Raw genomic sequence first — 20005 nt, forward strand, 5'->3', positions numbered from 1 at the left:
TGCCCCTGGCCATTGCCAAATGCGCAGCATGCGCCCGCCGGGTTAATGCGATGTTAACAGGGCTTCAGGCGGCGCGGCGCGCCTGCATCGCAGCTGCGAAGCGTTCAAAGAGGTAGAAGCTGTCCTGCGGGCCGGGGCTGGCCTCGGGGTGGTACTGTACGCTGAACACCGGCCGATCCACCATGGCGATGCCACAGTTGGTGCCGTCAAAAAGGCTGACATGGGTTTCCATCACCACGCCAGCGGGCAGGGTGTCGGCGTCCACGGTAAAGCCATGGTTCATCGAGGTGATTTCAACCTTGCCGGTGGTCAGATCCTTCACCGGGTGGTTAGCGCCGTGGTGGCCGTGGTTCATCTTGCGTGTCTTGGCACCAAGCGCCAGGGCCAGCATCTGATGGCCAAGGCAGATGCCGAAGACCGGCAGGTTCCTGGCCAGCACGTCCTGAATCATCGGCACCGCATAGGCCCCCGTCGCTGCCGGGTCGCCGGGGCCGTTCGACAGGAATACGCCTTCGGGGTTCAGGGCCAGCACGTCTTCGGCGGTGGCGGTGGCGGGCAGAACGGTCACTTCACAGCCAACCGAGGCAAGGCAGCGCAGGATGTTGCGTTTCGCGCCGTAATCCACGGCGACGACGCGCAGGCCCGGACCTTCGCGCCGGGTATAGCCTTCCGGCCAGGCCCAGCGCTTTTCATCCCAGCGGTAGCTTTGGGCGCAGGTCACGTCCTTGGCCAGATCAAGACCCACAAGACCTTTCCACGCCCGTGCCTTGGCGACCAGCTTCTCGATATCGAACCTGCCCTCGGGGTCATGGGCCAGTGCCACATGCGGCGCGCCTTGCTGGCGGATGGCCCGGGTCAGGCGGCGGGTGTCTATCCCGCCCACGCCGATCCGGCCGATCTTGGTCAGCCAGGCGGTCAGATTCCCGGTCGCGCGCCAGTTCGAGGGTTCCGTCGGATCCCATTTGACGACCATTCCGGCGGCGGAGGGGGTCTGCGTCTCATCGTCTTCGGGCGTGACGCCAGTGTTGCCGATATGGGGGAAGGTGAAGGTCACGACCTGACCCGCATAGGACGGGTCCGTCATGATTTCCTGATAGCCGGTCATCGCGGTGTTGAACACCAGTTCGGCGATCGTCTCACCCGTGGCACCGAAGCCGTGCCCGTAAAACAGCGTGCCATCGGCAAGTGCAAGGCAGGCGGTAGGCTTCTGCGGTGCAGGCATGACACGACTCCATCTTCGGCAAATTGGCGCGAACCTAAGGGCAGGGCCGCGTGGGGTCAAGGCTGCGTGACAAAAGCTTTGTGTTTAAAAAACAAAGGCTTGCAAAAGATGGCCCCGGTTGCGGTTGGCGGGGGTTCAAGCTATGGTGCGAACTTCGGGGAAAAACCATGGGGATGGATGACCGATGCTGCTACGAGACCGTTTGCAAGCGGCCTTGAAGGACGCGATGAAAGCGAAAGAGGCAGATCGCCTGTCTACCCTTCGCCTGATCAACGCCGCCATCAAGGACCGCGAGATTGCCCTGCGTGGCGAAGCCGACGCAGGCGAGGTTGGTGAGCCTGAAATCCTTCAGATCATGGGCAAGATGGTCAAGCAACGTCAGGAATCCGCCCGCGCCTACGAAGAGGGTGGCCGATTGGAACTGGCGGAAAAGGAACTGGCCGAAATCGGCGTGATTCAGGAATTCCTGCCGCGCCAGCTTTCGGACGAAGAGATTGACGCCGCCATCGCTGCCGCCGTGGCTGAAACCGGGGCGGCCAGCATCCGGGACTGCGGCAAGGTCATGGCTGCGCTGAAGGGCAAGTATACCGGCCAGATGGATTTCGGCGCGGTCGGCGCGCTGGTCAAGGGGCGGCTAGCGTAGCGCGGCCAGTCTTTCGCTCAAGTCACGGCTTAGGGCGATACGTTCTTCCTCGGACAGGAACGCGCCCAGTTCCACCTCTCGCCCCTCGCCCTTCAGGGTCAGGTAGTTCGGCACCGGCCCACCGGTGGGGTGCAGCGTCACGCGCAGCCAGTAGGGGTTTGCTTCCCAGTCCTGCCGCTCGCCCTTGGGGCCGTGGCGCGTCAGGGTGACGTGATCGGGCGACAGGGTCAGATCCTCGACGATATCGCGGTCGCGGCCGTTCTTGCGCAGGGCAAACCAGATGGCCCAGATTGTCCCCAGAAGAAACGGCAACAGCGCCCAGACCACGGGTGACCCCAGCACGCCGACCAGTGGCACCGTGATCAGTGCGGCCGTGCCACCGACGAACCAGACAAAGCCGCGCTGGGTCAGCGATCTGTGTGGCCACAGATGCAGGCGCTGACGGTCGGCCGGGGCGGGGATCCATTCGTAGGGCATGGTGCAGGACTTGAGCCATGTTTGCTGTGATCGCGGAAAATAGCGCAGGAGTTTGCAGGGTAAATGCCCCCTGATGCCGCATGCGCCGCCGCTTTTGCTTGCGTCATCAGTGCAGGCTTGTGGGAGTTGCGCCCAAATGCAAAAGGCCCCGGGACATATCCCAGGGCCTCTTGGTCTGTATGCTGCGCCTTAGTGGGCGTGGCTCTTGTCCCAGTCTTCGCGCTTTGGCAGCTGCTCGAACGTGTGCTCGGGCGGCGGCGAAGGCAGGGTCCATTCCAGCGTGTCGGCGTATTCGTTCCAGTAGTTGTTTTCGGTCACGCGCTGGCCCCAACGAAGTGTGTAGACCACGATCCCGATGAAGAACACGAAGGAGGCGAAAGAGATGAACGCACCGATGGACGAGAACCAGTTCCAGTAGGCGAACGCCTCGGGGTAGTCGATGTAGCGGCGCGGCATGCCCTGACGTCCAAGGAAGTGCTGCGGGAAGAACGTTAGGTTCGAGCCGATGAACATCATCCAGAAGTGCAGCTTGCCCGCCCATTCCGGATACTGCCGTCCCGACATCTTGCCGATCCAGAAGTAAACCCCGGCGAAGATCCCGAACACGGCGCCAAGCGACATCACATAGTGGAAGTGGGCCACGACATAGTAGGTGTCATGATAGGCCCGGTCCACCGGCGCTTGGGAAAGCACGATCCCGGTCACGCCACCGACGGTGAACAGGAACAGAAAGCCGAAGGCCCAAAGCATCGGTGTCTTGAACTCTACCGAGCCGCCCCACATCGTTGCGATCCACGAGAACACCTTGATGCCGGTCGGCACCGCGATGACCATGGTGGCCAGCATGAAGTAGCTTTGCTGCGTCAGGCTGAGACCGGCGGTATACATGTGGTGCGCCCAGACCACGAAGCCCAGCACCCCGATTGCCACCATCGCATAGACCATCGGCAGGTAGCCGAAGATCGGCTTCTTGGAGAAGGTGGCGATGACCTGGGAAATGATCCCGAAGGCCGGCAGGATGATGATGTAGACTTCCGGGTGGCCGAAGAACCAAAGGATGTGCTGGTAAAGCACCGGGTCACCGCCGCCCGAGGGCGAGAAGAAGGTCGTGCCGAAGTTGCGGTCGGTCAGAAGCATGGTGATCGCACCGGCCAGCACCGGCAGCGCCAGCAGGACCAGCCACGCGGTCACGAAGATCGACCAGGCAAACAGCGGCACCTTGTGCATGGTCATGCCCGGCGCGCGCATGTTCAGGAAGGTGGTGATCATGTTGATCGCACCAAGGATCGACGAGGCACCCGACAGGTGGACCGCGAAGATCGCAAGGTCCATCGCATAACCGCCTTCGGCGGTGGTCGATAGCGGCGGGTAAAGCACCCAGCCCACGCCCGAACCGGTGCCAAGGTCACCACCGCCACCGGGGGCAAAGAGCGAGGCCACAGCCAGCGAGGTGCCGGCGATGAACAGCCAGAACGACAGGTTGTTCATCCGCGGGAACGCCATGTCCGGCGCACCGATCTGCAGCGGCATGAAATAGTTGCCGAAACCGCCGAACAGCGCGGGAATGACCACGAAGAACATCATCAGGATGCCGTGGGCCGTCACGGTCACGTTCCAGATATGGCCGTTCGGGGTGCAGACATCGCCAGCGGCGGCGGCCGTCAGGCGCATGCCTTCCTGGCACATGTATTGAACGCCCGGCTCCATCAGCTCCATCCGCATGTAGACGGTGAAGATGACCGAGATCAGGCCGACAAGCCCACCGGCAAACAGGTAGAGAATCCCGATGTCCTTGTGGTTTGTCGACATGAACCAGCGGGTAAAGAACCCGGGTTTGTGGTGCTCATGGCCGTGGATGGCTGCGTCCGCCATTGGCGTCTCCCGCTTTGGTCTTATTGCGTCATGCCGGTTGACGGACCGAAAGACGGCCCGCCCGGTTCCCTTGTATCCCCGTCTTTAATCGTGCCGGACCGTTGTCGCAATGCATGACTTTGCCGCAGGGGGCAGAAAACTTGCCTGACGTGGCTACCCGGATCATGCCCGGATCATGCCCGGTCCGATCGGGAACAAAGCCGCGGATGGAATCACTTCGGGCGCGTCCCCGGCAAGGGGCGCGCCCGAAAGCGTTCAGGTTGCCTGACCGCTGATTACTGAGAAACCGATGTGAGGTAGGCCGCAATATCCTCACCGCCCGACGCGAGCTTGAAGGACATCTTCGACTTGGCCCCGTCATTACCCAGTGCAGATTTCAGATAGCCCGCCGGGTCAGCCGTGTAGGCGGCAAAACTTGCTGCGTCCCAGACAGCGCCTGTGGCACCAAGGGCGGCAAGTGAGTCGCCATAGCGAAAGTCCGGGTCTGACGCGATGGCGCGCCCGATCACGCCATGAAGGTTCGGACCGGTGCGGCCACCCTTCTGAATCTCGGTGCCGTCGGGGGCCACGACCGAATGGCAGGCCTTGCACTTCTTGAACGCATCTTCGCCCGCCGCAGGGTCCGCAGCGAAAGCCGGGGCGCCAAGCGCGACGACGGTGGCGGCCAGAAGGATGAATTTCGTCATTATGTCCTCGCATGTCACGGAGCAACGAGTCGCTGCTTACCGGTCAACATGGGGAAAAACGGGTCTGTTATGCAATAGCAACCGCAGGATATGCGGCAACATGCTACGGGCAGACCCCCTGAAACCGCTTGGAAAGTGTGGCCATCAGCGCGGCGTCAAGGTCGGCCATCGTCACTGGCAGACCAAGATCCACAAGGCTTGTGACCCCATGTTCCCGGATTCCGCACGGTACGATTCCGTCGAAATGCGACAGGTCGGGTTCCACGTTGATCGAGATGCCGTGGAAGCTGACCCAGCGGCGCAGCTTGATGCCAATGGCAGCGATCTTGTCTTCCGTGGGCTGGCCATCCGGTCCCGGCCTGTCCGGGCGCTGCACCCAGACGCCGACGCGGCCCTGCCGGATTTCGCCGGTCACGTTGAACTCGGCCAAGGTGTCGATCACCCAGCGTTCCAACTCTCGGACAAAGCAGCGCACGTCCTGCCCGCGTGCCTTTACATCCAGCATGCAGTAGACCACGCGCTGCCCCGGCCCGTGATAGGTATATTGCCCGCCACGCCCGACCGGATAGACCGGAAAACGGTCCGGCTGCACCAGATCCTCGACCCTCGCCGAGGTGCCAGCCGTGTAGAGCGGCGGGTGTTCCAGAAGCCAGATCGCCTCGCCGGCGCGGCCTTCGTTCATCGCGGCGACATGGGCCTCCATGGCGGTCACGGTCTCCAGATAGGGCGAAAGCCCCGGAATCAGCCGCCAGTCCACCACCAACCACCCCCTTTGTTGCGGAATTCCTGCCTTCCGCCACGGCAAAGCCGTGTTACACTTTACGTAGTTTGAACCCTACCCTTTTCGGAGAGATGTGATGAAGGTCAAGGCAATTGCAACCACCGCGCTGATGGCATCCGTCGCGCTGACGCCACTGTCCCCCTTGTCAGCCCCGGCCTTGGCCGATGGCAAGGATTTCATCGCCGGTGCGCTTATCGGTGGCATCATCGGCAGCGCCGTCACCAATGAGAACAACAAGAAGAAGTCAGCGCAATCGACCAAGTCGGCCACCAAGTCGACCAAACCCACGATGTCTGCCGCGCAGCGCGAAGCGAACCGGGAGGTTCAGACCGCGCTGAACTACTTCGGCTATCCGGTCGGCACGCCCGATGGCGCGATCGGCCCGAAATCGCGGGCGGCGATCAGGGAGTATCAGGCCTTTATCGGTTATCCCGCGACGGGGGAACTGAGCGAACATGAACGCACAATTCTTGTCACCTCTTACCACCGTGCCGTGGCGGGCGGCCCGGTGATTGCCTCTGCCGTGGCAGGCAGCGTCTACGGGCTGAAGGCGGTTCTTATTGCCCAGCGTGACGAAATGGCTGGTGTTCCGGGTCAGCCTCTGCCCGGCTCAGGTGCCGCGGCTACGCTTGCAACTTTGCCGGCGCTTGTCTCCGAAGCGCCAGAGGTGGCCACCGCGCCCGAGCCGGAACCCGAGGTCATGGCGGCCACGGCAGTAGCGCCCGCGTTGCCGTCTTTCATGAACCCCGCAGGTGCCAAAGGGTCGCTCGCCGCCGAATGCAATGCCATCAGCCTGACCACCGCGGCAAATGGCGGTATGACCACGACCGACGGCATGCAGGACGCAAGTTTCGCGCTGGGCGAACAGTTTTGCCTTGCCCGCAGCTATGCCATGGCCCGGGGCAGCGAACTGACGGCCCAGATCGCCGGTTTCACCCCTGCCCAGATCGCCGAACAATGCGCGGCCTTCGGTCCTGTCCTGAAGGACCATGTTGCCGCCCTTTCGCTGAAACCGGCTGATGCCGTCTTGTCCGGGGTTGAAGGGTTCATCCTGTCCTCTGGCATGTCGCCGGCCCAGTTGTCCGGCACCGCCAAGGTCTGTCTTGGGGTGGGCTATGCGCAGGATGACATGAATGTGGCGATCGGGTCGTCGCTTCTTCTCGTCGCGATGGGGGAACGCGGCTATGCTGAATATCCGGGCCATCACCTTGCCCGGGGGTTTGGCGCGACCGAACGGCCCGATCTGGCGATGGATTGGTATCAGATATCGCTTGATGCAATGGGGCAGGGGCAGATGGTCGTGGCCCCGGGCCTTCCCGGGCGTGACAGCCTGATCCGCAAGGCCGCCTATACGATCAATGGCCGTGCCGCAGAGCTTGTGCCGGAAGCCAATGTGCAGGAAGCGGCCCTTCCGCTGTTCGATGTCGCTCCGGCCCCCGAAGCTGTGGCGCCTGCCGAATCCGCGCCAGTCGAGATTGTCGAGGCCGTTCCGGTCGTTGTCCCGGAACCCGAACTGATCGAAGAATCGGTGGCCGTCGTCATGGCTGATCAACAGCCCGGGGCGCAGGATACATCCGTGGTCAACGCCGGGGCGCAGGCCGCAATCATGGCGGCGCGGTTGCCGTTCCTGATCTTCTCCAGCTTCTGATGCATTTGGGACCGACTTCGTGAAGGGGGGATGAGAATCCCCCTTTTCATCGCCTGCGACTGCCGCTAGACAGCGCTCGTCCACGGTAGAGCCTCATGCGGATGTGGCGGAATTGGTAGACGCGCAGCGTTGAGGTCGCTGTTCCTTAACCGGAGTGAAAGTTCGAGTCTTTTCATCCGCACCAGGTTCTGCCGGACGACAAGCAAAGGACGCGGGGGCAACCTCGCGTCCTTCGCATTTTTTACCGCTTGGCGGCACTTTTGCGGCGCGCGGCGCATTTCGTGTCCCACAGGTCGGAAACTTTCCTGCCTGACCGTCGATTTCCGTTCAAATGACCGGCAATGGCGGGCGATCCTGCCCGATTTTCCTGCACTTCCGGTTTGTTGTGCGAAAAGCGGGATTGTGCGTTGCAAAGGCGGCGGCCTTTCGTTTTAGTTTACGCAGAAAAGAAGACGCAAAGCGTCACGTAAAACAGGGAGACACGGGTGACGGTTGAGCCCCGAAACGACGCTTACGTCGCGTTTGATCACGTTCAGAAAAGCTATGATGGCGTAAGCCTTGTGGTGAAGGATCTGAATCTTTCCATCGCCAAGGGTGAGTTTCTGACCATGCTTGGGCCTTCGGGTTCGGGCAAGACCACATGTCTGATGATGCTGGCGGGGTTCGAGACCGCGACCAGTGGCGAAATCAGGCTGGATGGCAGGCCGATCAATCAGGTGCCGCCGCACAAGCGCGGCATCGGGATGGTCTTTCAGAACTACGCGCTGTTTCCGCACATGACAGTAGGCGAAAACCTTGCCTTCCCGCTGGAAGTGCGGGGCATGTCGAAATCCGACCGAGAGGCAAAGGTCAAGCGCGCGCTGGACATGGTCCAGATGTTCAGCTTCATCAACCGCCGCCCGGCCCAGCTTTCCGGTGGCCAGCAGCAGCGCATCGCCCTTGCCCGGGCGCTGGTGTTCGATCCCGCGCTGGTCTTGATGGACGAACCCTTGGGCGCGCTGGACAAGCAGCTGCGCGAACACATGCAGTTCGAGATCAAGCACCTGCACGAAAATCTTGGGATTACAGTGGTCTACGTCACCCACGACCAGGGCGAGGCGCTGACGATGTCTGACCGCGTGGCTGTGTTCAACGATGGCAAGATCCAGCAGCTTGCCCCCCCGGCCGATCTTTACGAACGCCCCGAAAACAGCTTCGTTGCCCAGTTCATCGGCGAGAACAACAAGCTTCTTGGCACCATCGAGGAACTGACGGGCGACAAGGCGCTGGTCCGTTTGCGCACCGGAGAGTTGATCGACGCGACTGCCGTGAATATCAAGGAAAAGGGGCAGCAGACGCTGGTCTCCATCCGCCCAGAGCGGGTGGAATTCAAGCCCGAGATGATGCCCGAGGGCGCCCACACCATCGAAGCCGAGGTGGTGGAAGTGATCTACATGGGCGATATCCTGCGCGCCGTCTTGCGGGTGGCTGGGTCCGATGATTTCGTGATGAAAATGCGCAATACGCTGGGGCAGACCCGTCTGACCGCCGGCCAGAAGATCAAGGTGGGCTGGCATCCCCAGGATGCCCGCGCGCTTGACCCTTGATGACGGGCCTGACGACCGGCCCGAACTGAACTGATCCAACACAGGGAGACTACAATGAAAAAGACTCTGATCCTGACAACCTCGCTTGTCAGCTTTGGCTTTGCCGCCAATGCAGACATCACGGTGATGTCCTGGGGCGGCGCTTACGGCGAAGCCCAGACCGAAGCCTTCGTGAAGCCCTTCGTCGCCGCCACTGGCAAAGCCACGATCATGGTGGACAGCGACAACCCGGCAACCCCGATCAAGGCGATGGTCGAATCCGGCAACGTGACGATCGACGTCGCGTCGCTGGAATATGCCGACGCGATCCGCCTTTGCGACGAGGGCGTTCTGGAACCAATCGATATGTCCTTGCTGCCCGCCGGCGCTGATGGCACCCCGGCGGCCGAAGACTTTCTTCCCGGCGCTGTGACCGAATGCGGCGTGTCGACCGACATCTGGTCGAACGTCTTCGCTTATGACAGCTCCAAGCTGCCCGAAGGCCCGACCTCGGTTGCCGATTTCTTCGACCTGGAGAAGTTCCCCGGCAAGCGCGGCCTGCGCAAGGGTGCCAAGGCGGTGCTGGAACTGGCGCTGATGGGCGATGGCGTGCCGGCGGCCGAAGTCTACGACCTGCTGCGCACCCCCGAAGGTGTGGACCGTGCCTTTGCCAAGCTTGACACTATCAAGGATCAGGTCGTCTGGTGGGAAGCCGGCAGCCAGGCTCCGCAGCTTCTCGCTGATGGCGAGGTCGTGATGACCACCGCCTACAACGGCCGGATCTTCGCCGCTGCTCAGAACGAGGGCAAGCCCTTCGAAATCGTCTGGGACGGCCAGATCTACGAGAACGAAATGTTTGTCGTGCCGAAGGGCGCCCCGAACATGGCTGATGCGATGGAATTCATTGCCTTCGCCACCTCGACCGAAGGTCTGCGCGCTTCGGCCCAGCAGATCTCTTACGGTCCGGCCCGCAAGTCGTCGATGCTGGAAGAGATCATCTTCAAGGATGGCAAGACCGTGATGGCGCCGCACCTTCCGACCGCACCGGAGAACCTGACCAACGCGCTTGAAACCTCGGCCGACTTCTGGGTCGACTTCGACTCGGAACTGAATGAGCGCTTCCAGGCCTGGCTGGCGCAGTAATCGCAAATACCCGGGCGCGAGGTCACCTCGCGCCCGGTTCCTGCTTATAAAAGAGACAAAAGCCGATGGCCGAGGCGACCCCGACACTTCTGACTACTGCCGATGGCCGCCCGCTGAAGGCAGCTCTTGCCGAGGCGCAGGTCCGCGCCAAGCGCCGGGCCTTCCTGCTGGTCTTGCCGCTGCTGGCCTTTGTCCTGCTGACCTTCCTTGTGCCGATCGGCTACATGCTGAAACGGTCCTTCGAACATGACGGCTTTGCCAATTCCGCCCCGGCGCTGCGGGCATGGTTCGCGGAAAACCCCGGCTTTGATCCCGCCGATCCACCCGAGGCGGCCTATGCCGCGCTGGTCGATGATCTGGCGCGAATGCAGGTTGAACGGACCACCGGCATTGCCGGAACCCGGGTCAATTATTCCGTTTCCGGCACGATCAGCCTGTTCAAGGCTGGCGCCCGCGCCGCAGCCGACCTTCAGCCCCCCTTCAAGGAGGCGCTTCTTGCCGCCGATGCCAAATGGGGCAGTCCGGCGCTTTGGCGTGGGATGGAATCGGCCAGCCATGTCTACACGCCGGAATTCTATCTGGTGGCCGCCGACCGCAAGCTGACGGATGAAGGCTGGGCGCGGGGCGAGGACAAGGAGCGGATCTATCTTTACCTGTTCTTCAAGACCTTCCTGATCTCTGGCATCATCACGGTGTTGTGCCTACTTCTGGCCTTTCCGGTCGCGCACCTGCTGGCAACCTTGCCGATGGCAAAATCTGCGCTCTTGATGATTCTGGTGCTGTTGCCGTTCTGGACCTCGCTTCTGGTGCGCACGACCTCGTGGATCGTGCTGTTGCAGGAACAGGGTGTGGTCAACAACATGCTTGTTGCCATGGGGCTGGTGGATGACAAGGGTCGGTTGTCGATGATGTACAACATGACCGGTACCATCGTCGCGATGACCCATGTGCTTCTGCCCTTCATGATCCTGCCGCTCTATTCGGTGATGAAGGTGATCCCGCCAAGCTACGCCCGTGCCGCCCGCAGCCTTGGTGCGACGTCCTGGACGACCTTCCGCCGGGTCTACCTGCCGCAGACGCTGCCCGGAATTGCGGCGGGGTCGCTTCTGGTCTTCATTCTTGCGGTTGGCTACTACATCACGCCTGCACTTGTCGGCGGCGCGGATGGCCAGCTGATTTCCAACCTGATCGCGTTCCACATGTCGAAGTCGAACTGGTCATTGGCCGCAGCCATTGCCGCGATGCTCTTGGCCGCGATCCTGGCGCTTTACTGGATTTATGACCGGCTCGTCGGCATCGACCGCCTGAAGTTCGGCTGAGGAGACGGAACCGATGGCCCTGCCAACCTATGCCTCGCCGCTGGAACGCGTATGGTATTACACCTACCGGGTGATCTGCGTTCTGATCTTCGTGTTCCTGATCTCGCCGATCCTTGTGGTCATTCCGCTGTCGTTCAACGCCGAGCCCTATTTCACCTTTACCGAACGGATGCTGACCTTCGATCCCGATGGCTACAGCACGCGCTGGTATGACGCGCTTCTGACCCTTGGCCACCCGAACGCTGATGGGCCACGCGATTCACTGTGGTGGAGCCAGGTCTGGGAACGGGCGACATGGGTACAGGCGGCCAAGAACTCGTTCTGGGTCGGGCTTTGGGCGACCATTCTGGCGACCACTCTGGGTACCATCGCAGCGCTGGGGCTGTCGCGGCCGGAAATGCCTTATCGCCGGCTGATCATGGCGCTGCTGATTTCGCCGATGATCGTGCCGATCATCATCATCGCGGTCGGCATGAGCTTTTTCTACGCCCAGGCCTGCGTGCCGCCCGGAGGCGCGTTGGAGTCGACGGTGGGGCTTTTCCTGTCGGAAAAGGGCTGCCTTGCAAACTCGCACCTTGGGGTGATCGTCGCCCATGCCGTCCTTGGCATTCCCTTTGTCATCATTACGGTGACGGCCACGTTATCGGGCTTTGACCAGTCCCTGATCCGCGCCGCGCAATCGATGGGGGCGAACCCGCGCACGGTGTTTTTCAAGGTGATCATGCCGCTGATCCTGCCGGGGGTGATTTCGGGCGCGCTCTTTGCCTTCGTCACTTCGTTTGACGAGGTGGTCGCGGTCCTGTTCATCGCCGGGCCGGACCAGCAAACCATCCCGCGGCAGATGTTCAACGGTATCCGCGAGGCGATCAGCCCGGCCATTCTGGCGGTGGCGACGATCCTGGTGGTGATCTCGACCCTGCTTCTGGCGACGGTGGAATTGCTGCGCCGCCGGTCAGACCGGTTGCGGGGGGTGACGGGCCGCTAAGGCAGGATCTGCAACCAGCCCCAGACCGACACGATGGACAGCGCCGTTGCCACCAGCACCGCCGAGGCGTTGACCCGTTTGGCCACCCCGAAGAGATGGGCGAACATGTAGGCATTGACCCCCGGCGCCATCGCGGCAGTGACAACGGCTGACCGCATCCCGTCACGGTCCAGATCGAAAACATGCTGGCCCAGAAGCCATGTCAGCCCCGGGTGCAGGATCAGCGAACAGCCACAGATCATTGCAATGGTCGCCCGGTCGCCTTCGGTCCGGTAACGGACAAGGACACCCCCAAGGCCAAAAAGCGCAGTCGGGATCGCGGTAGAGGCGATCATGTCGACGGCGGCGGACAGAGGGGCGTAAAGCCCCAAGCCCGCCAGATTGACCACAAAGCCAAGCGCGATGCCGATCACAAGGGGCTGGGTGCCGATCGCCCGGCCGATCTTGAGGCTCAACGACCCGGGTGACACCCCATAGCCGCGCACCCTCGCCCATTCCATCATCGCAATCCCGAAGGCGTAAAACAACGGCGCGTGGATCGAGATGATGGCGTAATTGCCGACCAACGCCCCGGAGCCGAAGGCGCGTTCGGTGATCGGCAGACCAAGGAGGAGCGAGTTTGAAAACAGGCAGGCAAAGCCGATCGCCACAGCATCGGTCAGGGGCCGCTTGAAGACCACAAGCGCGCCGGTCATGCCGACAGCAAAACTTGCGAAGGCTGCGATGTAGAATGACAGCATCAGCGCCGGGTTGAAGGCCGATCCAAGGTCAAGCCCGGCGATGGACCGAAACAACAGGCACGGCACGGCAAAGTTCTGCGCATAGCGCATCACCCCGTCCACGGCACTTTCGCCGAACAGCCCCCGTTTTGCGGCGGCGTAGCCGAAGCCGATGATCAGGAAGACCGGGAGGATGACGTCGAGGAGCGCGCTCAATTGATCCGCAGAGCGGGGGTTTCACACCCCCGCACCCCCGTGGGATATTTTCTCAGAGAGGAAGATTGAAGATCAGTCATCATAGGTGACTGTCATTCCGTCGTAGGCCGGAACGACATGGGGCGGCAGTTCGGCAAGAAGCGTGTCGTGGTCAAGGTCGATGTGCATGTTGGTCAGCACCGCGCGGGCAGGCTGTGCGCGGGCGATCCAGTCCAGCGTCATGGCAAGATGGGCATGGGTCGGGTGCGGCTTGCGGCGCAGGGCGTCGACGATCCAGCAATCGAGGCCGTCCAGCAGCGGCCAGCTTTCTTCGGGGATTGCGACGGCATCGGGCAGGTAGGCCAGTGGGCCGATGCGGTAGCCAAGTGCGTCCATGCTGCCATGCTCGGCGCGGAAGGGGGTCAGCGTGATCGGGCCACCATCTCCCGTGACCGTCACCGGGCCGTCAAGCGAGAGAAGATCAAGGATGGGCGGATAGGGTGAACCTGCTGGCTGGACAAAGGCATAGCCGAAGCGCGACAGCAGGGATTCCTGCGTCGGGCCATCGGCCCAGATCGGCAGGCGGCGGTTCAGGTTGAAGACGATCTGGCGCAGATCGTCGATCCCGTGCATGTGGTCGGCATGGCTGTGGGTGTAGACCACGGCATCAAGCGTGCCGACGCCCGCGTCAAGGAGCTGGTCGCGCATGTCGGGCGAGGTGTCGATCAGGACGCGGGTCGTGCCAGCCCCGGTTTCGCGGGTGACCAGAAGCGAGCAGCGGCGGCGGCGGTTCTTCGGGTTTGCCGGGTCGCATGCGCCCCAGTCGCCGCCAAGGCGTGGCACGCCACCCGATGACCCGCAGCCAAGGATGGTGAACGCCAGCCGCGCCATCACGCAGCCGCCTTTGCTGGCCGGGCGCGGGTGAAAAGCCGGTCGAAGTTGGCGGTGGTCCGGGCGGCGAAATCTTCCAGCGTCAGGCCAAAGACCGGGGCCATGGCCCGTGCGGTATGGGCGACAAAGGCGGGTTCGTTGCGCTTGCCGCGATGGGGTGGCGGGGCAAGGTAGGGGCTGTCGGTTTCCAAAAGCAGCCGGTCCAGCGGTGCGGCGACGAAGATATCGCGCAGCGCCTGACTTTTGGGGAATGCCGCGATACCCGAGATCGAAAGGTAAAAGCCCATCTCCAGCGCCGCTTCGGCCAGACGAGGGCCGGATGAAAAGCAATGCATCACACAAGAGTAGGGCTGTCTTGCCATGCCTTCGGCAAGGATCGTCTCCATGTCCTCATCGGCGTCGCGGGCGTGAATGATCAGCGGCAGACCGGTCGCCTGCGCCGCCTCGATATGGAGGCGCAGCGAGGTTTGCTGGATGGCCTTGCTGTCGGCGGTGTAATGGTAATCTAGGCCCGTCTCACCGATCCCGACAAGGCGCGGGTGGCGGGCAAGGGCGACAAACTCGTCCACGGTGGCAAGGGGTTCTTCTGCCGCGCTCATCGGATGGGTGCCGGCGGCGTAGTAAACCTGCGGGTGGGCCTCGGCTATGGCACGGACGATTGGTTCGTTACGCAAGCGGGTGCAGATGGTGACCATGCGGTTGACGCCTGCTGCCACTGCGCGCGCAATCACGCCGACATGGTCGGCGGCAAGGTCGGGAAAGTCGAGATGACAATGACTGTCGACCAGATCGGGCAGGGTGGGGGATGCTGTGTTTGCCACGGGGGGAGTTACCTCTGGGCGAGGGAACCCGCCGTCTCGTCGACCTTCAGGAGCATATCCATCAGAAGCGCGGCAGGGTCAAGATTGACTGCCTTGCCCCGCCTTGCGCGTGCCGAAAGGCTTTGCGCAAGATCAGCCCAGGCACGGGCGGCAGTGGGGTTCGGCGACAGGCGGGACAGCAGGGTTGCCTCACCCGGGGCGGCCTCGGGGACGGGGTGGCCGGTGACACCGTGGCGGGCAAGGCGGGCAAGCAAAAGGTCGATCAGGGTGACCAGCAGATCGAAGGTTTCAGCCTGACCCTTCCCCGCCGCCAGTTCGGCAAGCGCAAGGGCTTGTGGCCGATCCATCCGGGGCAGGGTGGCAAACAGGCGCACAAGGGCGGTGTAAAGCTTCAGCCCGTCAAGGTTGGTCATGCGGAAGGCCTCGCCCACCGATCCGGTGGACAGTTCGGCCAGTGCCGCGCGGTCTTCGGGTGCGACCTCCCCCCCGGCTTGTGTCAGAGCATCGGCAAGGTCTTGTGGCCCGAGTGGTGACAGGCGCAGCTCGCGGCAGCGCGACCGGATGGTGGGCAAAAGTCGAGCGGGTTGATGTGCGACAAGGAAAAGCGTGACGTTGGCGGGCGGTTCTTCCAGCAATTTCAAAAGCGCATTGGCCGAGGCGGTGTTCATCTCGTCAAGGCTGTCAATGATCGCGGTGCGCCTGCCGCCATCCGCAGCAGACAGCGCGAAGAAGGATTTCATCTTGCGCACCTCATCGACCGAGATGACCTGGGATAGCGCGGTTTCCTTGTCATTCGGCCCGCGGCGCAGCAGGAAGTTTCGCGGCTCGGCCAGTTGCAACAAGCGCCGGGCCACGGGGTGGCTTGGCGGGATATCAATCGTGTCTGGCGGCGGGGCTGCGAACATGCCGCCGTCATCTTCGGGCGTGGCCAGCAGAAAGCGGGCAAGACGCCATGCAAGCGTGGCCTTGCCGGTGCCTTTGGGGCCGGTGATCATCCAGGCGTGATGGAGCCTGCCTGTGGCGAAAGCGGCAAGAAAATCCGCTTCTTGTGCGGCATGGCCGAACAGCCCTTGCGTCGCGCGCGGGTGGGGGGCGCCTTCAAGGCGGTCGGGTTCGGGCAAGGGATCGGACTTCGCGTCAGCCATGGGGCGCAGATTGCACAGGGTTGGGGGCAGGGGGAAGGGGGCGGCGGTTGATCTTGCCACTTCATTCCGCGCGAAAACCGCCACTCTTGCATCGTGACGAACCCCGGCAGGGCCGTCGAGGGGGCTCGATGTCCCCGAAACGGCGGCACTTCAAGGCGGCGGCTTTCAAGCCAAATGGGTTTGCATTGCTTTCCAGACCCGATCTGCCACGGTATCGGCGTCCGCATCGGCGTCGATCACGCGGAAGCGCTGGTGGCGGGCGGCCAGTGCAAGGAACCCCGCGCGGGCTTTTTGCTGGAAGGCAAGTCCCATGTCCTCGAACCGCAGTTCGGTTCCTGCGCGGGCGGTAGCGCGGGCCAGACCAGTTGCAGGGTCAAGGTCGAAAAGAAGGGTGAGGTCGGGTTCCACCCCGATCATCAGGTCATGCAATCGGTCCACGGTGGCTGACAGATCGCCCCGGGTGATGCCCTGAAAAATCCGGGTTGAATCGGCAAACCGGTCGGTGATCACGATTTCTCCGCGGGCCAGAGCCGGGCGAATGGTTTTTTCCAGATGGTCGCGGCGGGCGGCGGTGAAAAGGAGGATTTCGGTTTCTGCCGACCAGCGGTCCGGGTCACCCTCCAGCACCAGGCGGCGGATTTCCTCGGCCCCCGGACTGCCCCCGGGTTCGCGGGTCAGGGTGACTGCATGCCCCTCTTGGCGCAGCCTCTGGGCAAGGCGGCGGGCCTGAGTTGATTTGCCTGACCCGTCAATGCCTTCAAAGCTGAGGAAAAGCTCGGACATTCAGCTGGCCGGCAACCCAAAGTAGCGGCCATAAAGCGACCAGCCAGCGGCCGTGACGCGCCGCAAGAAGCCGGCCTTGCCGACATCGGCCTCTGCCACCAGGGCGAAGCGGCGGTCGGGCAGGTCCGGGACATGGACGATCAGTTCAGCAACGGCTGTTCCAGCCCGGACCGGGGCGATCAGGGGGCCTTTGTAGACCACCTCGGCGGACATGCCCCCCTGCACCAGCGCGGGGACCAGAAGCCGCACATCCTCGGCGGGAATGAGGCCGACGGTGTCGGCATCGCCCAGATAGACCTCGGCCTCGGCCACGCGGACACCTGTCCGGGCGACGGTCTTTTCGGAAAACTGCCGGAAGGCCCAGGCAACAATGCGCTCTGCCTCTTCGGCGCGGGCCTTTTCGGATGGCAAGCCGGTGATGGCGAAAATCACCCGACGGTCACCCTGTCTTGCGCTACCGACAAGGCCGTACCCAGCTTCCTGGGTATGGCCGGTCTTCAGCCCGTCCGAACCGATCCCAAGCTTCAGAAGCGGGTTGCGGTTGAAGCGGTTGTCTGGCGCCCGGTTCTTGTAGTCGTACTCCGTCTCGGCGAAGATCGTGTAGTAGTCCGGGAAGTCCTCGATCAGGTGCTGGGCAAGGATTCCAAGGTCACGCATCGACATGCGGTGGTCCGGGTGCGGCCAGCCGCTCGAATTCGCAAGGGTACTTGAAGTCATCCCAAGCGCCCGCGCACGCTCGGTCATCTGGGCGGCAAAGGCTTCTTCGGTGCCGGCAAGCCCTTCTGCCACCACGACACAGGCATCGTTCCCGGAATTCACGATCATGCCGTGAATCAGGTCACTCACCGTGGGTCTATCCGTTTCCTGCAAAAACATCGTCGAGCCACCCATCGCCTTGGCGCGCGAGGATACGGCAAATTCCGTCTCCATCGTCACGCGCCCGTCGCGGAGCGCTTCAAACAGCATGTTGATGGTCATCAGCTTCGACATGGAGGCAGGGGGCAGGGGGGCGTCCGCGTTCTTGTCCATCAGGACCGTCTGGGTCGTCATGTCATAGACCCATGCTGCGCTGGCGGCTGTTTCGAAAGCGCGCGCCGGCAGGGCGGCAAGCGCGATTGCAAGGCAGGCAAGAAGGGAGCGCAGATGTCTGATCATTGGACGCTTCAGGGTCATTTCAGGAAATAGGCATCGGCAAAGCCCGCTGCCTTGATGGATGCAAGCATGGCTTCATCGCCAAGGGCAACAACCCCCCAGACTACCTTGCCGTTGGTCTCGGACTTGCGCGGCTGGGCGCTTACCCCGATCTTTGCCAAAGCCTCCACGGCGCGTGCCGCGTTTTCCTCTTTCGAGAACGAGGCGACCATGATCGATCTTCCGGCCGCTACGGCTGCCGTGGGGGCCTCTGTTGCCGAGGCTTCCGCCGCGGCAGCGGCTTCTTCCGCCCTTTGCTGTCTGCGGGTCTTCACAGGCTCTGGCTTTGCTACCGGTTCGGCCGCAACCGTTGCTGGTATCGGCGCAGAACCCGCATCAATCGGCGCCGTCTCTACGGCAACGACCCCGGCACCCTCGGCAGAGGCCGCAGGTTCCATGCTTGCGGCGGCGGCAGTTGCAGCCGCTGCCTTCTTTGCTTCGCGGGCAGCCTTGGCTTCGGCCCGGCGCTCTTTCCATGTCTTGCGCGCGGGCGGCTCCTCTGCGGCAGGCTCGGCTGTGGCAGGCTCGGCTCCATCCGGCAGGGCCGCGGTTTCCGGGTCTTTCGCCTTGTCAGGCTCCGGGCTTAAGGTTTCGCCAACCGAATCCGCGGCAGCGAGTGCGGCGGTTGTAGCCGCAGCGGTGGCGGCCGCTTCCGAACTGTCGGCGTCGTCGGCAATCTCTGGTTCCGGGGCGGCGGCTTCCTTGACAACCTCGCGGCGCAGCGCGGTCACCTGGATCTGGGTCGGCTGACCGGCAAGCATCCCCAGCGCCTCTGCCGCATCTGATGACATTTGCAGCGTAGGACCGGGATTGTCGCGCTCACGCCTGAACAAGGCCCCCGTGACAGATTTTCCGGTAGCCGGGTTGAACATCACCACCCGCTCCGGGTCTGTCGCGTTGGGCGAGGCAACCCAGATGCCACCCAGCGAAGGGCGGCCATCCCAAAGGGCGCTGTCGGTTGTCTGGAACACTTCTGGCGCTTCGATGTCAGCCCCGGTGCCGGACTTGGCCGGGACCGCTGGGGCCGATGTTGTGCCAGATCCGGTTCCCGAACCTTCCACGCAGCCCATAAGAACCCCTGCTGTTGCCAGAGTGAACATCATGTGCCGAAGTGCTGCCTGTGCCATCTTCCGCCCTCAAAACCGCGCAGTCTGAACGCCGCGCTTCTCGTTGCCCCGCCTGTCCGGAGGTGCTGCCACCCGAGCTTTGTCGCCCTTGTCCGGTCCAGGCACGCATGCCATTAGCATAATCATACCGGCTTGTGGGGCCGGTGGAAAGGGCAGAGGCGGGCTGGCCCCTTCACGATCAGCGGATTTCGCCCTTTATGCTCCCTTTCAGAATCACTTGCCTGCACATATGTCGCGATTGTCGGAGGAGTGGCGGAGTGGTTTAACGCACCGGTCTTGAAAACCGACGTGGGTGAAAGCCCACCGTGGGTTCGAATCCCACCTCCTCCGCCACTTAACCCAGCGAAAGCGTTCTCCCGATCCGGCCGCGGCCGGATTTTTCCGTTGTTTTCGGGGGTTATGCGGGTGGGGATGTTAACCGGCCCCCGCCCCGAAATGCGGGCACGCATTCTCTCCGGGCCGACATTCTCCAGACCTGTTAACCGGACCACTTTCGGTTCAGAGCCGCAAGATCCTGGAAAGCCAACAAAACCTTGTCCAACCGCGATGATGAGGTTCGCTTTGGCATCTGCTTCGAAAGCGCGACTGGCATCGGAAGTGAGCGCGACCTAGGCCAGGTAGTCCGCAGCTGCGTCGCTCTCGTACAAGGCCTTGATTGTCGTAGCCGTTGCGACGGCGGCTCGGGTGCCAGGTTCCGTCAAGTCGAGGACGCGGAATTTGTCGCCAATCTTCGCAACGGCGCTGTCAGAAGAACCTTGCTTGAGGCCGGCAGGGCCGTCTTCTAGGGTGTCG

Annotated in this window: 18 protein-coding genes, 2 tRNA genes and 1 pseudogene; 8 read left to right on the top strand and 13 right to left on the bottom strand. The window is 62.7% G+C overall.

The features are described 5' to 3' along the window. Positions 1 to 64: 64 nt before the first annotated feature. Positions 65 to 1222 carry a glutamine-hydrolyzing carbamoyl-phosphate synthase small subunit gene (carA, locus tag QUV21_RS10890; protein ID WP_300854861.1) on the bottom strand — a complete coding sequence of 386 codons (1158 nt, stop codon included), beginning with the start codon at positions 1220 to 1222 and terminating at the stop codon, positions 65 to 67. Positions 1223 to 1406: 184 nt separating this feature from the next. On the opposite strand from carA, the gene QUV21_RS10895 reads away from it, so the two are divergent. Further along, entirely contained in the window at positions 1407 to 1865 is a 459-nt protein-coding gene (locus QUV21_RS10895) for a GatB/YqeY domain-containing protein (RefSeq protein WP_300854862.1), read from the top strand. Here the strand turns inward: QUV21_RS10895 and QUV21_RS10900 are convergent. From QUV21_RS10900 to lipB, 4 genes are all read right to left on the bottom strand, one after another. Continuing rightward, positions 1857 to 2342: a DUF2244 domain-containing protein gene (locus QUV21_RS10900; protein WP_300854864.1), complete on the bottom strand. Its 486-nt coding sequence runs from the start codon at positions 2340 to 2342 to the stop codon at positions 1857 to 1859. The genes QUV21_RS10895 and QUV21_RS10900 overlap by 9 nt on opposite strands. A gap of 189 nt (positions 2343 to 2531) precedes the next feature. Further along, on the bottom strand, positions 2532 to 4214 hold the full coding sequence (gene ctaD / locus QUV21_RS10905; RefSeq protein ID WP_300854866.1) for a cytochrome c oxidase subunit I: 1683 nt from the start codon (positions 4212 to 4214) through the stop codon (positions 2532 to 2534). A 275-nt stretch (positions 4215 to 4489) separates the two neighbouring features. Next, positions 4490 to 4900: a cytochrome C gene (locus QUV21_RS10910; protein ID WP_300854868.1), complete on the bottom strand. Its 411-nt coding sequence runs from the start codon at positions 4898 to 4900 to the stop codon at positions 4490 to 4492. A 103-nt stretch (positions 4901 to 5003) separates the two neighbouring features. Beyond that, positions 5004 to 5657, bottom strand: a complete 654-nt coding sequence (lipB, locus tag QUV21_RS10915) for a lipoyl(octanoyl) transferase LipB (RefSeq protein ID WP_300854869.1) — start codon at positions 5655 to 5657, stop codon at positions 5004 to 5006. A 100-nt stretch (positions 5658 to 5757) separates the two neighbouring features. On the opposite strand from lipB, the gene QUV21_RS10920 reads away from it, so the two are divergent. The 6 genes from QUV21_RS10920 to QUV21_RS10945 all read left to right on the top strand — a co-directional run bounded on the left by QUV21_RS10920 (position 5758) and on the right by QUV21_RS10945 (position 12341). Continuing rightward, the gene (locus tag QUV21_RS10920; protein WP_300854870.1) at positions 5758 to 7329 is read left to right on the top strand and encodes a peptidoglycan-binding domain-containing protein; all 1572 of its coding nucleotides are present in this window, start codon (positions 5758 to 5760) and stop codon (positions 7327 to 7329) included. 97 nt (positions 7330 to 7426) lie between these two features. After that, positions 7427 to 7513, top strand: a tRNA-Leu gene (locus QUV21_RS10925). A 301-nt stretch (positions 7514 to 7814) separates the two neighbouring features. Then, positions 7815 to 8915, top strand: a complete 1101-nt coding sequence (locus tag QUV21_RS10930; RefSeq protein ID WP_300854871.1) for an ABC transporter ATP-binding protein — start codon at positions 7815 to 7817, stop codon at positions 8913 to 8915. 54 nt (positions 8916 to 8969) lie between these two features. Beyond that, complete coding sequence (locus tag QUV21_RS10935; RefSeq protein WP_300854872.1) at positions 8970 to 10037, top strand: ABC transporter substrate-binding protein; 1068 nt, start codon at positions 8970 to 8972, stop codon at positions 10035 to 10037. 65 nt (positions 10038 to 10102) lie between these two features. Next, a complete protein-coding gene (locus QUV21_RS10940; protein WP_300854873.1) occupies positions 10103 to 11356 on the top strand; it encodes an ABC transporter permease in 1254 nt (417 codons plus the stop codon). A 13-nt stretch (positions 11357 to 11369) separates the two neighbouring features. Further along, positions 11370 to 12341, top strand: a complete 972-nt coding sequence (locus QUV21_RS10945; RefSeq protein WP_300854874.1) for an ABC transporter permease — start codon at positions 11370 to 11372, stop codon at positions 12339 to 12341. Here QUV21_RS10945 and QUV21_RS10950 read toward each other — a convergent pair. From QUV21_RS10950 to QUV21_RS10980, 7 genes and pseudogenes are all read right to left on the bottom strand, one after another. Further along, entirely contained in the window at positions 12338 to 13276 is a 939-nt protein-coding gene (locus QUV21_RS10950) for an AEC family transporter (RefSeq protein ID WP_300854875.1), read from the bottom strand. The two genes, QUV21_RS10945 and QUV21_RS10950, sit on opposite strands and share 4 nt — an antisense overlap. 72 nt (positions 13277 to 13348) lie before the next feature. Then, positions 13349 to 14146 (bottom strand): MBL fold metallo-hydrolase, encoded by a 798-nt coding sequence (locus QUV21_RS10955; RefSeq protein WP_300854876.1) that lies wholly within the window; start codon positions 14144 to 14146, stop codon positions 13349 to 13351. Next, positions 14146 to 14967, bottom strand: coding sequence for a TatD family hydrolase (locus QUV21_RS10960; protein WP_300854877.1), 822 nt, complete (start codon positions 14965 to 14967; stop codon positions 14146 to 14148). The genes QUV21_RS10955 and QUV21_RS10960 overlap by 1 nt, the downstream gene beginning before the upstream one ends. 8 nt (positions 14968 to 14975) lie before the next feature. Next, positions 14976 to 16112, bottom strand: a complete 1137-nt coding sequence (locus QUV21_RS10965; RefSeq protein WP_300854878.1) for a DNA polymerase III subunit delta' — start codon at positions 16110 to 16112, stop codon at positions 14976 to 14978. Between the two features lie 165 nt (positions 16113 to 16277). After that, the gene (gene tmk, locus QUV21_RS10970) at positions 16278 to 16895 is read right to left on the bottom strand and encodes a dTMP kinase (protein WP_300854879.1); all 618 of its coding nucleotides are present in this window, start codon (positions 16893 to 16895) and stop codon (positions 16278 to 16280) included. Then, a complete protein-coding gene (locus tag QUV21_RS10975) occupies positions 16896 to 18050 on the bottom strand; it encodes a D-alanyl-D-alanine carboxypeptidase family protein (protein ID WP_300854880.1) in 1155 nt (384 codons plus the stop codon). A 707-nt stretch (positions 18051 to 18757) separates the two neighbouring features. Next, positions 18758 to 19156: pseudogene (locus tag QUV21_RS10980) on the bottom strand (SPOR domain-containing protein); the annotation flags it as partial. 300 nt (positions 19157 to 19456) lie between these two features. On the opposite strand from QUV21_RS10980, the gene QUV21_RS10985 reads away from it, so the two are divergent. Further along, positions 19457 to 19546: transfer RNA gene (locus QUV21_RS10985), tRNA-Ser, on the top strand. A gap of 275 nt (positions 19547 to 19821) precedes the next feature. On the opposite strand, the gene QUV21_RS10990 is transcribed toward QUV21_RS10985, so the two are convergent. Beyond that, on the bottom strand, positions 19822 to 20005 hold a 184-nt coding region (locus tag QUV21_RS10990; RefSeq protein ID WP_300854881.1), incomplete at its 5' end, for a hypothetical protein.

This window comes from Tabrizicola sp. (assembly GCF_030373185.1).
GTDB lineage: Bacteria > Pseudomonadota > Alphaproteobacteria > Rhodobacterales > Rhodobacteraceae > Tabrizicola.